Source organism: Parvularculales bacterium (assembly GCA_036881865.1).
Taxonomy (GTDB): domain Bacteria; phylum Pseudomonadota; class Alphaproteobacteria; order JAPOUT01; family JBAJNM01; genus JBAJNM01.
On sequence record JBAJNM010000011.1, the window covers coordinates 1 to 13,507 of the forward strand.

General features: G+C 51.2%; 12 protein-coding genes. 7 read left to right on the forward strand and 5 right to left on the reverse strand.

What is annotated here, in order from left to right; all coding sequences use genetic code 11:
* Nucleotides 1-65: 65 nt before the first annotated feature.
* Nucleotides 66-1,691 (reverse strand): malate synthase A, encoded by a 1,626-nt coding sequence (gene aceB, locus V6Z81_04155; GenBank protein ID MEG9861679.1) that lies wholly within the window; start codon nt 1,689-1,691, stop codon nt 66-68.
* 189 nt (nt 1,692-1,880) lie between these two features.
* Between aceB and V6Z81_04160 the strand changes: the two genes are divergently transcribed.
* The 4 genes from V6Z81_04160 (at nt 1,881) to hisG (ending at nt 6,489) form a co-directional block, all read left to right on the forward strand.
* Nucleotides 1,881-2,576, forward strand: a complete 696-nt coding sequence (locus V6Z81_04160) for an energy transducer TonB (GenBank protein MEG9861680.1) — start codon at nt 1,881-1,883, stop codon at nt 2,574-2,576.
* Between the two features lie 170 nt (nt 2,577-2,746).
* Nucleotides 2,747-4,270, forward strand: a complete 1,524-nt coding sequence (gene hisS / locus V6Z81_04165; GenBank protein ID MEG9861681.1) for a histidine--tRNA ligase — start codon at nt 2,747-2,749, stop codon at nt 4,268-4,270.
* Nucleotides 4,271-4,289: 19 nt separating this feature from the next.
* The gene (locus V6Z81_04170; GenBank protein ID MEG9861682.1) at nt 4,290-5,477 is read left to right on the forward strand and encodes an ATP phosphoribosyltransferase regulatory subunit; all 1,188 of its coding nucleotides are present in this window, start codon (nt 4,290-4,292) and stop codon (nt 5,475-5,477) included.
* Nucleotides 5,478-5,496: 19 nt separating this feature from the next.
* A complete protein-coding gene (hisG, locus tag V6Z81_04175) occupies nt 5,497-6,489 on the forward strand; it encodes an ATP phosphoribosyltransferase (GenBank protein ID MEG9861683.1) in 993 nt (330 codons plus the stop codon).
* A 182-nt stretch (nt 6,490-6,671) separates the two neighbouring features.
* Here hisG and groL read toward each other — a convergent pair whose 3' ends face one another.
* Together groL and V6Z81_04185 are read right to left on the reverse strand one after the other, a co-directional pair.
* Nucleotides 6,672-8,306, reverse strand: a complete 1,635-nt coding sequence (gene groL / locus V6Z81_04180) for a chaperonin GroEL (protein ID MEG9861684.1) — start codon at nt 8,304-8,306, stop codon at nt 6,672-6,674.
* Between the two features lie 85 nt (nt 8,307-8,391).
* The gene (locus V6Z81_04185) at nt 8,392-8,715 is read right to left on the reverse strand and encodes a co-chaperone GroES (GenBank protein MEG9861685.1); all 324 of its coding nucleotides are present in this window, start codon (nt 8,713-8,715) and stop codon (nt 8,392-8,394) included.
* A gap of 314 nt (nt 8,716-9,029) precedes the next feature.
* Here V6Z81_04185 and V6Z81_04190 point away from each other — a divergent pair, with 314 nt between their 5' ends.
* Nucleotides 9,030-10,217: a DSD1 family PLP-dependent enzyme gene (locus tag V6Z81_04190; GenBank protein ID MEG9861686.1), complete on the forward strand. Its 1,188-nt coding sequence runs from the start codon at nt 9,030-9,032 to the stop codon at nt 10,215-10,217.
* Here V6Z81_04190 and V6Z81_04195 read toward each other — a convergent pair.
* The gene (locus tag V6Z81_04195; protein ID MEG9861687.1) at nt 10,211-10,648 is read right to left on the reverse strand and encodes a PaaI family thioesterase; all 438 of its coding nucleotides are present in this window, start codon (nt 10,646-10,648) and stop codon (nt 10,211-10,213) included. The two genes, V6Z81_04190 and V6Z81_04195, sit on opposite strands and share 7 nt — an antisense overlap.
* A 22-nt stretch (nt 10,649-10,670) precedes the next feature.
* Nucleotides 10,671-11,447 carry an SDR family oxidoreductase gene (locus V6Z81_04200; protein MEG9861688.1) on the reverse strand — a complete coding sequence of 259 codons (777 nt, stop codon included), beginning with the start codon at nt 11,445-11,447 and terminating at the stop codon, nt 10,671-10,673.
* A 137-nt stretch (nt 11,448-11,584) separates the two neighbouring features.
* Here V6Z81_04200 and V6Z81_04205 point away from each other — a divergent pair, with 137 nt between their 5' ends.
* Nucleotides 11,585-12,499, forward strand: coding sequence for a TIGR01459 family HAD-type hydrolase (locus V6Z81_04205; GenBank protein MEG9861689.1), 915 nt, complete (start codon nt 11,585-11,587; stop codon nt 12,497-12,499).
* 25 nt (nt 12,500-12,524) lie between these two features.
* Nucleotides 12,525-13,499 carry a bifunctional riboflavin kinase/FAD synthetase gene (locus V6Z81_04210; protein ID MEG9861690.1) on the forward strand — a complete coding sequence of 325 codons (975 nt, stop codon included), beginning with the start codon at nt 12,525-12,527 and terminating at the stop codon, nt 13,497-13,499.
* Nucleotides 13,500-13,507 lie beyond the last annotated feature (8 nt).

A 13,507-nucleotide genomic window follows, 5' to 3' on the forward strand; every position in this document is an offset into this window, starting at 1 on the left:
ATAACGGGTTTTCTGTTTATACTCAAGGGTGGGGCGCTAATAGCCCCGCTAATTTGCACTTCTGCCTAAGCCTTGATGGTCTCTCCTTCCAGCAAAAGACCGTAAGCGGGCAAGGTAAGAAACTCCTCGCAATCAGAGGAGATCACTATCCGGTCAAAGAGGCTAATGGCTTTCTCAAAATGACCGCCCATCCATCGAGTTTCTCCCAAAGTCTTGCGCAGAGTGTTCATCTCATCGGTCAACAGATCATAGAACAACTGCCGGTCTACGGTACGACCATCTTCAAGGCTGGCCCCATGGAGCAGCCATTGCCATAACTGAGAGCGACAGATTTCTGCCGTAGCCGCATCCTCCATCAGATTGTAAAGCGGCACGGCCCCCCGACCCCCAAGCCAAGCCTCAATATATTGCACCCCAACGCGGATACATTCACGCAACCCCTCCTCGGTGCGAGTGCCTTCATGCACCTCCAGCATATCGGCCTGGGTAATGTTGACGTCGTCTCGCTTCTTATCTAACTGATTGGCGGAGGGCATCATTTGGTCAAAAACCTCCATTGCCACCGGTACAAGGCCCGGATGGGCTACCCATGTGCCATCATGACCATCGCGGGCCTCACGTTCTTTGTCAGCGCGCACCTTGGCGAAGGCAGCATCGTTGGCATCTGCATCACCCTTAACCGGTATTTGCGCCGCCATGCCTCCCATAGCAAAGGCACCACGCTGGTGACAGGTTTTAATCAGTAGCAGGGAGTACGCTCCAAGAAATGCTTTTCCCATCACTACTTTGGAGCGGTCAGGAAGAATATAATTTGGGTTGCGACCCAATCGTTTGATATAGCTGAAAATATAATCCCACCGTCCACAGTTCAACCCGACAATATGGTCGCGCATTTCATAGAGGATTTCATCCATCTCAAAAGCCGCCGGCAGGGTTTCAATGAGAATAGTCGCACGGCACGTACCAACCTCAACTCCTAACGCCTTCTGAGCATGGATAAACACATCGTTCCAAAGACGTGCTTCCAGATGGTTTTCCATTTTCGGAAGATAAAAATAAGGACCGCTTCCTTTGGCCTTTATGTTTTTGACGTTGTGAAAGAAGTAGAGGCCAAAATCAAACAAAGAACCAGACATAGGCCTGCCGTCTACCTCTAGGTGGGCCTCTTCTAAATGCCAACCTCGTGGTCGCACCAGCAGTGTGGCGGGATTGGGTTTAAGTGCGTAGTTTTTTCCGTTTGAAGGATCGGTGAAGTCGATAGTGCCGCGCCATAAATCCATCAGATTTCGCTGGCCCTGGAGAAGATTGTCCCACGTGGGCGAGCTGGCATCTTCAAAGTCAGTCATAAACGTCCGCGCACCAGAATTAAGGGCGTTGATTACCATTTTCCTGTCAACGGGGCCGGTGATTTCCACGCGCCGATCCTGGAGGTCGGCGGGTATGGGAGCTACTTTCCAGTCGCTTTCGCGTATGTCGGCCGTTTCCGGCAAAAAGTCAGGCAACTCTCCTGCATCAAACCGCTTTTGCCGTGCTTGCCGAGCCTCCAGAAGCCGTTTCCGTTCTGCACCAAACCTGCGCTCTAAGTCTGCTATAAAAGCTACCGCATCCGGTGTTAGAATGCTCTCATGGTTCTGTTTAACAAGGCCTTTGATGGAAATGCCGACATCATTGGTCATGGGTTTGCTACTCACTATGTTGATTTTCCTGAATTGAGTTTTTTCTTTTCGGTGTTACTAACTCCCGAAAATATGTCAGATGAGTATAGGTAGCCTTCCCCACAAAGCAACCATTAAGCCTGTCAGAAGGCGCTCTGATTTCACGAAGGTGCTGTGGTAGGGTTGGGATGTAAAAAATAACACTGAGAATACCAAAAAAACACGGTGAAAACGGAAACAGACATATCTCCATTGCCCCCTGATGGGCGTTACTTATGGCTTCTGGCGCTACTAGTAGCGATGGTGCTACATGGTGGTATCCTGTGGCTTCTAGCGGCTGTAATTACCTCCCCGGCAGGTTTGTCTTTGTCAGATAAAGGAGCAGGGCAGGTCATCCGGCTCTCTGTGTTATCATCTCCGATGCCATTTCTTGAGGAACCGGTGTCTGAAGAGGAGGGAGAGGTGTCTTTTGAGCTGCCTCCCCCCGAAATCCCGGCCCCTAAAAACCGGCCTGTCGCTCATGCACCAGCAAAAGAAACCCCACCACCCCCGGCCAGTGAAATCACCGCTACAATATCACCCCACAGCACCTTCTCCACAACAAACGCTCAAACACAAGATCAGCAAAAGAGAGATAACTATCTAGCCCAAGTGGAAATGCATCTCAGAAAATATCTACGCTATCCACGTATCGCTCGCATAAACGGCGTAGAAGGGACCGTCGTGGTGCGCTTCACCCTGAACCGGCATGGAGAACTGATAAAACATCAACTCATAGAAAAGTCAGGCGTTGCTCTGCTTGACCGTGAGGCCTTAGCGATGCTGAAGCGGGCATCTCCTATGCCGCCCTTTCCTGATGAACTTACAGTTTCTTTTGAGGATATTATCATGCCGGTGGTTTTTGCGCCGAAGGGAGAGTAAGCCATTCGTCAAGAGGAGGCGTGGGAGAAGGATGCACCGTATTCTTCATTGTCCTTCATCAGAAATAACATCAGGAACGCAAGCGGCAAGCATAGTTCGGACGAACGTCTTGCCCGGTCATGGCGGATAGGCTACCACGTGTTGTATTACGTCCGAAAAGGCGGTTTTCTATGACCCAAAAAGATACCATATCTCGCCCGAAGGCTCGCATACCACGGGGCCTAAGGGATATTGACGCTGACGAGGCCCGTGGCCTCTCGGCGATGCTGGCGGTCGTCTCACAGGTCTATGAATCTTGGGGTTTTGAGCCGCTAGACACCGCCATTCTGGAATATGCGGATGCCTTAGGACATTTTTTGCCAGACCAAGATAGGCCCAACGAGGGTGTGTTTGCCCTGCAAGATGATGATGGCCAATGGTTGGCATTGCGCTATGATTTGACGGCCCCTTTAGCGCGCTATGTAGCGGCTCACTATGATGAATTACCCAAACCATTTCGACGGTATCAGTGGGGGACTGTGTTTCGGAATGAAAAGCCCGGGCCCGGGAGATTTCGCCAGTTTATGCAAATTGATGCGGATTCTGTCGGTGCGCCAGTCATGGTAGCCGATGCTGAATTATGCGCTGTGGCCGCCGCCTGTATGGAATCGCTGGGGGTGCCAAGGAGACGTTACGTCGTGGGCCTCAATAACCGACAGGTGCTGGACGGGGTGTTGGAAACTCTGGGCCTTGACCCTAAGGCCGCGGATTTTGCTGCCCGTCGCCTTGGAGTACTACGTGCCATAGATAAATGGGATCGCTTAGGAGAAAAAGGTGTAGCAGATTTGCTAGGGGAAGGTCGTAAGGATGCCTCCGGTGATTTTACCCCCGGTGCTTGTCTTGACGCAGGCTCAATTGACAAAGTGCTAGCTTTCGTACGCCTCAAAGGAGTATCACACGGTAATCTCTGTGATCAGTTAGAAGCTCTAGTGGGCAATAGCGAAACAGGTCGTGCTGGAGTTATGGCTCTGCGCGAGATAATAGATTTGCTCCCTGCTTTTGGATGTGATGCTAGATGTGTGGCCATTGACCCCTCCATTGTACGGGGGCTGGGGTATTATACCGGACCAGTCTTTGAGGTGCGCTTGGGGGAGGGGCGTGTTCAGGATGCCGTTGGTGGTGGTGGCCGCTACGATGATATGGTGCGCCGATTTAAGGGGATAAGTGTTCCCGCCGTGGGATTCTCTATGGGAGTAAGCCGTCTTTATGCCGCCTTGCAAGAGCAGAAAATGAAAAAAGAAAACCTGCTTCAAGGGCCGGTTGTTGTTTTACGGCTGGGGGAGGAGAATGCCGCCTCCAGCGTTACCATGGCACAAGAACTCCGTGTAGCTGGCATTCGAGCTGAAGCTTACGTAGGTGGCGGAGGCATGCGTGCCCAACTAAAATATGCGGATAAACGCGCTGCCCCCATAGCCGTTATTGAGGGTGATGATGAGCGCGCCCGGCAATCTGTTACCGTGAAAGACCTAGCTCTCGGCGCATCTCTGGCCATCGATATCAGCGACAATGAAGAATGGCGTACCACAGGTGTAGCCCAGACATCTCTGCCACGAGCTCAACTGGTTGAGGGTGTGCGAGCCATCTTAGACCGACAACGCGAAACTGCATCATCTGTTGATAGCACAAGCACAGTTTCGTCTGATAAGTGCACTTGAAATTTAAGGAATTTTTGTCATGCCTAAAAAGGCGCACAACAAAAAAATATCAAGTGACGATATCATGAGCGATACGGTCAGCGATGAGGCCGTTCTCACGTCTGTTCGTAAGGTGTTTCACAACGCCGGATGCCAGCCTGTAGTACCACCCATGCTCCAGCCCTTGGATGCTTTTCTGGATTTGCTAGGTGAAGATATTCGCCACCGTCTCTACATGGTAACGGGCGATGGTGAGGAAGCCTGTTTGCGGCCTGACATGACCATTCCCACCTGTAGGCTTTATCTAGAGTCCTACACTACTGGAGAAAAAGCGCACTTATGCTATGAGGGAACCGTCTTTCGTCAGCAGCCTGATGGCAGTGAGCGCCCAACAGAGTTTCTTCAAACAGGTATTGAATGTCTAGGCGATGGAGACCGGGAGGCTATGGATGCCGAAGTAATGGCGCTCGCTGTAGATGCAGTGAAAGAGGCGGGGTTGCCAGAACTGAAGATTGAGATGGGCGACCTTGCTTTATTTGACGCGCTAGTAGAGGCGCTGGAATTACCTCATGTGTGGGGCGCCCGATTGCGGCGGTATACGCGCAATCCGTCGCGGTTTCGCGAAGTGTTGGCTACTATGGCCAGCGATAAGACAACGGCAGCGGAGGAAGGGTTTCTTCAGGCTTTGGCCTCTCTTGATGGTAATCAGGCGCAACGATTGGTGCAGGATATTTTGGGCTTTGCTGATATAGGCCCGTTGGGGGGGCGGACTATTGATGATATTGCTGAGCGATTTTTGGAGCAAGCCGTTGACAATCTATCATATGCTCTGCCGGAGGATGCTGCGGTTATGCTATCGCGCTTTTTGGAAATATCAGGCCCGCCAGAAGAAGCAGTCAAGGCGTTGCGTAAACTGTGCGCGAGAACCGGCGTTGCACTGGACAAAGCACTGGATGCTCTTGAGAGGCGACTCAGCTTGGTTACAGAGCGCGGTATATCCCTAAAACGGGCGCGTTTTTCTGCCGAATTCGGACGTAATCTGGATTATTATTCCGGTTTTGTTTTTGAATTACAAATTGATAAACCCGTGCGTGAGTCACGGGTTTTGGGTGGTGGTGGCCGCTATGATCGGTTACTCACGGTATTGGGCTCTCCGGAGCCAGTCCCGGCTGTGGGTTGTACCTTGCGGCCTGACAGAATAACCCTTGCCATCAAAAAAGACGCATAACACAAAGGCTGACCACCCTATGAATGACTCTATGAACAACGATACGCTGGTGATAGGGCTACCCTCCAAAGGTCGCTTGGAAGCAAATAGTCTAACCTATTTTGCTCGTGCGGGTTTAGGCGTCGTTAAGCAAGACGGCCGTGGCTATAATGGTCGCTTGCAAGGCGTTAATAATGTCGAGGTGGTATTTTTATCAGCCGATGAAATAGCCCAACGGCTCGGTAATGGCGGGTTACACATGGGAGTGACCGGCGAAGATTTGATTTATGAGCGCATTGAAAAGCCAGAGCTATCTGTAGAACCTATGGCGAGGCTTGGCTTTGGTCATGCTACCGTCGCCGTCGCTGTGCCAAAAAGCTGGATTGATGTGCGTCTTATGGTTGATCTTGATGAGGTCGCTTGGGGTTTTCGCACCCGCTATGGTCGCCAGATGCGAATTGCTACCAAATATACTCGCTTAACCCGCAACTTTCTTAGCCGACACGGTGTTACAAACTACAGAATTGTAGAAAGCGCTGGCGCTACGGAAGGCGCTCCCGGTATTGGCTCAGCAGAATTTATTGTGGATATCACTTCAACGGGAGCTACTCTTGCTGCTAACAATCTCAAACTCCTTGAAGATGGGGTAATCCTGAAAAGTGAAGCTGTCTTGATGGCTTGTCTTGTGGCATCATGGAGTACGCCGACTCTGACCGCTGCCGCCGAAGTTTTAGCCATGATAATGGCACGTAAGCGGGCTGCCAGTATGGTCGAAGTGCGATTTGTTCACAAAGGTGTGGATGTCGGCTTCTTATCATCCCTGACAGAGCGTTTTGGGGTCATGACGTCTTTTCCCCGAGAGGGCACAGCACAGGATGTAGTGATAGTTTATTGTCCTCGTGAGCAACTCCACCCATTAGTAGCGTGGCTACAGAAGGATGGGAGCCAAACTGTTACAGCATCGTTTCCTGATTATATTTTTACTGCAGATAATGAGGGGTATGACCGCCTTCTCGCTCGTCTTAACGGCTGAAACAAAAAACCACTGCCCAGTCAATGATTAGCGGTGGTTTATGTTTTTAGGTACTTCGGTTTCGTGTACAAGAAACTCACTAATATCTAATCTGAAATCCGACCGCTAATAATTTAGAGAAATAAAGGGGCGACGCTTATAAAACGCCGCCCCGAAAATTAATCTGGCTTTTGATGCCGAGTTTACATCATACCGCCCATATCCGGCATGCCACCGCCGCCCATCGGAGGGGCTTTGGGCTCTGGCTTATCGGCTACCATGGCCTCGGTGGAGATCATCAGACCGGCAACAGAGGCCGCATTTTGCAAAGATATGCGGACTACTTTTGTCGGGTCAATGATGCCTTTTTGCACCATGTCCACATAAGTTTCTTTTTGTGCGTCAAACCCAAAAGAGGCATCTTTGCCATCAAGGATTTTGCCGACAATGATAGAGCCTTCCAGACCGGCGTTTTCGGCAATCTGCCGAACCGGAGCCTGCAAGGCGCGAAGCACAATGTTGATGCCTGACTGAATATCAGGGTTTTTATCACTCAAGCGCTTGACGGCTTTTGTGCAGAGCAACAGCGCTGTGCCGCCGCCCGGTACTATGCCCGCCTCAACAGCAGCCCGTGTTGCGTTGAGAGCGTCGTCTACGCGGTCTTTGCGTTCTTTGACTTCCACCTCAGTAGCACCGCCAACCTTTATGACAGCTACGCCACCTGCTAGTTTGGCAACACGCTCTTGAAGTTTTTCCCGATCATAATCGGAGGATGTTTCCTCAATCTGACCTCTTATCTGACCAACGCGGGCTTCAATGTCCTTTTTGCTTCCGCTACCACCTACGATGGTTGTGTCGTCCTTGGTAATGCGGATGCGTTTGGCGCTACCAAGCATGGCCTGAGTTACATTCTCCAGTTTTATACCGAGGTCTTCGGAAACAAGCTGTCCGCCTGTTAAAACGGCGATGTCTTCAAGCATGGCCTTACGACGATCGCCAAAACCCGGTGCTTTGACCGCAGCGATTTTCATCCCCCCGCGCAATTTGTTGACCACAAGAGTAGCTAACGCTTCGCCCTCAATGTCTTCAGCGATGATCAGCAACGCACGACCCGCCTGCACCACCGATTCAAGAACCGGTAGCATAGACTGCAAATTAGATAGTTTTTTCTCGTGCAACAGGATAAGCGGATCATCCAACTCGGCTACCATCTTCTCAGCGTTGGTGATGAAGTAAGGCGACAGATAACCACGGTCAAATTGCATACCTTCTACAACATCCAACTCGCTCTCAAGGCTTTTGGCTTCTTCAACCGTAATCACGCCTTCGTTGCCCACTTTATCCACGGCTTTGGAAATCATTTCACCGATCTCCCGTTCGCCGTTAGAGGAAATAGTGCCTACTTGTGTGATTTCCGCCGGAGATTTAATTTTTTTGGAGCGTTTTTCCAAATCTTCAATGGCAACCTTAACGGCTATATCCACACCGCGGCGAATATCCATAGGGTTCATTCCCGCCGCTACTGCCTTGGCACCCTCACGGGCTATAGATTGAGCAAGAACGGTCGCCGTTGTGGTGCCATCCCCGGCTTCGTCATTGGTTCGAGACGCCACTTCGCGCACCATCTGCGCGCCCATGTTCTCAAACTTGTCTTCCAACTCAATTTCCTTGGCTACCGTGACGCCATCTTTGGTTGTCCGGGGGGAACCAAATGATTTATCAATCACAACATTACGGCCCTTAGGACCAAGGGTGACGCGTACCGCATCGGCTAATACGTCTACGCCATGCAGCATGCTTTCACGAGCTTCGGCGCTGAATTTCACTTCTTTTGGCATTTTATCCTCTCCAAAATATTCAAATGTTTACTGGCATGTTTCATCACGCCTGATGTTTAACGGGTAGGGCAGGAGTCAAGATGGCTTACGCAGCTCTTTTGCCTTTTCTACCTTTGCCTGTCCCCTCAACAATACCCATGATGTCGCTTTCTTTCATGATAAGAAGGTCGTCTCCATCAAGGGTAATTTCAGTGCCGGACCATTTGCCGAACAAAATACGATCACCGGCTTTTACATCTAAGGCGTGCGTCTTACCGTCATCGCCTGTGATGCCCGGCCCAACAGATACCACAAGGCCCTCTGATGGTTTTTCTTGCGCTGTATCAGGAATAATAATACCGCCAGCGGTCATAGTTTCTTCCTCTACGCGCCGAACCAGAACACGGTCGTGCAACGGACGAAATTTCATAATTGAATCCTCCTTCTCTATGGTGGATAAGTGAACCCCGTAGGCAATATCCGAAAAGCCGCCTTCTGTTGTGCCTTAATCTACTTTGTCTTATCGTCATATCCTGCAAGGGATAAGTATCTGAATTAAGACAAAAGAGCGGGTGAACAGGGTAGAAGACCTCGTCTTGCTGTAGGGGCTAAAGTTTGACGATCGCTGTTAGCGCTCACCGAAGGGGAGTGCTAACAGCCTCGCGGGGATACATAGGCATCCGGTGAATGTCTGTCAAGGCCTACAGGGAAAAAAGGTGAAAAAAGGAGAAAAGGGGGCAGGAAATGGCGAGAGAAAAAGAGAAGATAGTGAATAAAAGTCAGAAAAATACTCAATTTTTCAATAAGCCTATAGGAGAGGCTTTGATAAGCCAGTCCGGGTCGCGTTTTGCTTTGCCCACACCAGTGTTAGTGTTGGATTATGATATTTTTACCGCCAATGTGAAGCGGATGGCAAGGGTGTGTGGGGAAAAAGGCATGGCGCTGCGGCCCCATGCCAAAACACATAAATCGGCTACCATTGCGAAAATTCAGATAGAGGCTGGGGCGGTTGGGGTGTGTTGTGCCAAGATAGGGGAGGCTGAGGCACTGGCGGCCCAGGGCGTTGATGGCATACTGATTACTTCGCCGGTGGCCTCGGAGCAGGCTATCAGGCGGATCGTAGCACTCAACGGGCTGCTTGAGGAGTTGACTGTGGTGGTAGACCATGTTGCAACCGCCGAGGCTTTGGCACTGGCGGCCTCTCAGGGGGGCTTGCGGGTCTTGATTGATTTAGATGTGGGGTTGCACCGTACAGGGGTAGCCCCTGGGCCTGTAGCTCTTGATTTATTAGCAAGAATATCAACGTTGCCATCTCTTGCGTTTCTTGGATTTCAGGCTTATGCAGGCCACCTTATGCATGTGGAGGATTTCACCGAGCGACGCACTCACGCTCTGAAAGTATTAGCGCAAGTGGTGGAGATGCGAGATGCGGCTCGCTCAGCGGGCCATGAGTGCACCATTCTTTCCGGTGGGGGTACGGGAACCTATGACATTGATGTGGAGGCAGGCGTGTTCACAGAACTTCAAGCCGGATCTTATATTTTCATGGATGGGCAGTATGGTGCTGTAAAAGATGCAGAGGCTGCGGGATTGCCTTTTGGCGTAGCGCTGATGGTGCAGATGAGTGTCGTTTCTTCCAATACGGCGGGGTTGGCTACAACGGATGCGGGGTATAAATCATTTTCCGCCGATGCCGATGCCCCGCGTCTTCTCTCTGGCGTGCCGGAGGGTACGAAATACTTTTTCTTCGGTGATGAACATGGTGGTTTGAAACTACCGTCCGGCGTTAATGGCCTAACGCCGGGCCATATGGCTTCTGCCATCACGCCTCATTGTGATCCTACCGTTAATCTTTATGACTATTACCACGTTGTGCGTGGCGACACGCTGATAGACATCTGGCCTATTGAGGCCAGAGGACGCTCCTACTGAGGTTGTGTCTCTAATATCCGTTGCAAGGCGCTTGCCTTGACGGCTAATTTGCCATCATCAAGGGTAAGCAACGTCTCTATGAACAACTGGCTGCGGCTTTGGTTGATAATTTTAGATTCACACAAAAGACGTCCACTTAGCACAGGGCGAAAAAATATAACTCGTAAATCTTGCGTTGTGAAATCTTGATTGTCCTTTAACACCGTCATGGCTGTGGTAGCGCTGATATAATCCGCCAGCGCTGACAGATAACCGCCAAACACCACGGTTGGATTCTTATAGCGTTCATCCACCATCCAATCATATGTAACATGACCCGGCGCTTTGATGGCAATTTGCCCCGCACCAAAATTAAGAGTGTGAATATGAGGAGGGGCCTTGCTGACATCACCTGCCGCAAGGTGTTTCACAATACTAGACCAACGAGGCATAGCGTTTTAGGCCCGAGGGGTTTTATTCATCAATGCCAGCACCTGTGACGCCACCATCAATAACCATCTTTTGACCGGTCATAAAAGCTCCTGCGGGACTTGCCAGAAATACAGCTGCACCGGCAATTTCATCAGGCATCCCGATGCGCTTAAGCGGTGCGTTAGCCGTTGAGCGCCTAAGGATGTCTGGATTATCCCACAAGGCCTTGGCAAAATACGTCTTAATAAGGCCCGGGGCGATGCAGTTCACGCGGATGTTGTCTCCTCCATATTCTGTTGCCAGATTGCGGGCCAGTTGAAAATCAGCCGCCTTGGAAATACAGTATGCACCAATAATGGGCGAGCCACGCAAGCCTCCAATGGAGGAAATGATAATAATTGACCCATCTTTGCGTTCTGTCATCTGCGGTAATACCATGTGACACAGCCAATGATTGGAGCGCACATTGGACCCCATAATGCGGTCAAAGGCTTCATCGGGAATATCTTTTGACGGACCAAAATATGGATTAACGGCCGCATTGCACACCAGAGTGTCAATCCGTCCCCATGTGTTCATGGTTTTGTCTACCAGAGCTTGCAATTGCTCCTTGTGTGCAATGTTGCACGGAATAGCAATGGCTTGTTCTGGGTGATTCTCATTGATTTCTGCTGCTATCTTGTCGCAAGCGTCAGCCTTGCGGCTGGAGACAACAACCTTCGCGCCATGCTCCGCCATGCGTTTAACAATGGCCTCGCCAATACCTTTCGTAGAACCTGTCACCAGCGCAACTTTGCCGGTTAAGTCAAAAAGCGTCATGAGTTACCCCTCTCCTATCTTATTTGCTCATTCATTCATGCTAGATGTTTTCACAGAAGACCTCTCTTGACAACACCCCTCTCCGGGAGAAGGAAGCAGGAACTTGACGAAAGTAGCCGAGACGGTTAGAGCCGGTTATGGCTGAATATCCATCAAAGAGTTTCAGGTCGCCGTCTATCTCTCTGTTGGCGGGGTTGGCAGGGCTGGTAGGTCGCTACGAGGCCTTGTTGTGTGATGTGTGGGGTGTTGTCCACAATGGCGTACGGATCTGGCCTGAAGCGCTGGAGGCGCTTATCCGGTTTCGTGCGGGAGGAGGTGTTGTGTTATTGCTTTCCAATGCGCCGCGCCCGGGGGAGGAAGTCAGGGCGCAGCTCGTAGCCATGGGATTTCCCAACGAGGCCATAGATGGCTTGCTTACGTCAGGAGATGCAGTGCGGGTGGCTTTGGAAAAACAACTTTATGGTCCTGTGTTTTGGCATATAGGTCCGGCGCGTGATGTACCTCTCATGGCTGGGCTACCCTTCCGTCAAGCAGCAACGTCGGAGGAGGCCAGCTTTATTGTGTGTAGCGGGCTTTATGACGACACCAAAGAGACACCTGATGACTATAAGGCGTCTTTTGGGCCTCTCATTAAGCGCGATATACCCATGGTGTGCGCTAATCCTGATTTAATTGTGGAGCGTGGTGACGAGATAATCTATTGTGCCGGAGCGCTGGCGGCTCTCTATGAGACTATGGGCGGACGGGTGATATATTTTGGCAAGCCCCATGCGCCAATCTATGAAACTGCCCTTGCAAGGGTCGCCTATCTGGCCGGAGCACGAGGGTTGGCAGCACCTGATAAAACGCGAGTGCTCGCGGTGGGAGATGGTATGATAACCGATATGCGCGGAGCACATGCTCAAGGATTGGATGCTCTTTTTATCACTGGTGGCATATTAGCTGATGAACTGGGCGAAACACCCCTGACCCCAGACCCGCAGCGTCTTGCTGACTTATGCGCTCAGGAAGGGGTGCAACCTATCGGCGCTTTGGCTCGCCTTGTTTGGTGATGCCTAATTTTACAGCGTAGGGATTATGAAAATCATCCGCCACTTTGATACTGTAGCGCCCGACCTGAAGGGGGCTTGTTTTGCGCTAGGCAATTTTGACGGCGTTCATCGGGGGCATTGCGCAGTTATTCGTGAGGCTGCTACAGCCGCCCGCTCGCGCAGCGTTCCTCTTGGGGTGTTGGTGTTTGAGCCTCATCCACGGCGCTATTTTAAGCCTGACGAACCATTCTTTCAGCTGACACCATTTCGGGTGCGTACTCATCTGTTAAAACAACTCGGCGTGGATATACTGGCCGCCCTGCCGTTTGACCACTCCATGGCAACCCGCAGTGCTGAATCTTTTGTGTGCGATGTATTAAGCAATGGTCTTGGTGCGTCTCATGCAGCGGTGGGGTATGATTTTGCATTTGGTCAGGGGCGTGATGGGGATAGCGCGGCTCTTGAGAAGCTCGGCAAGCAATACGGGTTTTCGGTTAGCGTGTGCAAACCGGTTAGCGTGAACGGAATGGCGTATTCATCAACGCGCATCCGGGTCGCTCTGCAAGAAGGCAGGCCTGAAGAGGCCGCTCGTCTTTTGGGCCGCTGGTGGCGCATAGAAGGGCGCGTCATTAAAGGTGATCAGCGTGGCCGCACATTAGGGTTTCCCACCGCCAATGTATCTCTGGAGGGGTATGTAGAGCCGGCTCACGGTGTTTATGCGGTGCAGGTTGATATTATGGACGGCCCCCATAAAGGACGACAGGTAGGTGTTGCTAATCTGGGGCGGCGGCCCACTTTTAACAAAGATCAAACCATGCTGGAGGTTCATCTGTTTGATTGGGATGCGGACATATACGGAGCGCATCTCTCTGTAGCCTTTGCTGGCCTTTTGAGGCCGGAGCGCAAGTTTGATGGTCTGGAGAGTCTCAAGGCGCAAATCGCTGAGGATAGCATCAAAGCACGTGCTCTCATGGGCGGTATGGCTGATGAAGAGACACTATTTGGCGCGTTTGATCTGTAACTTGGTCT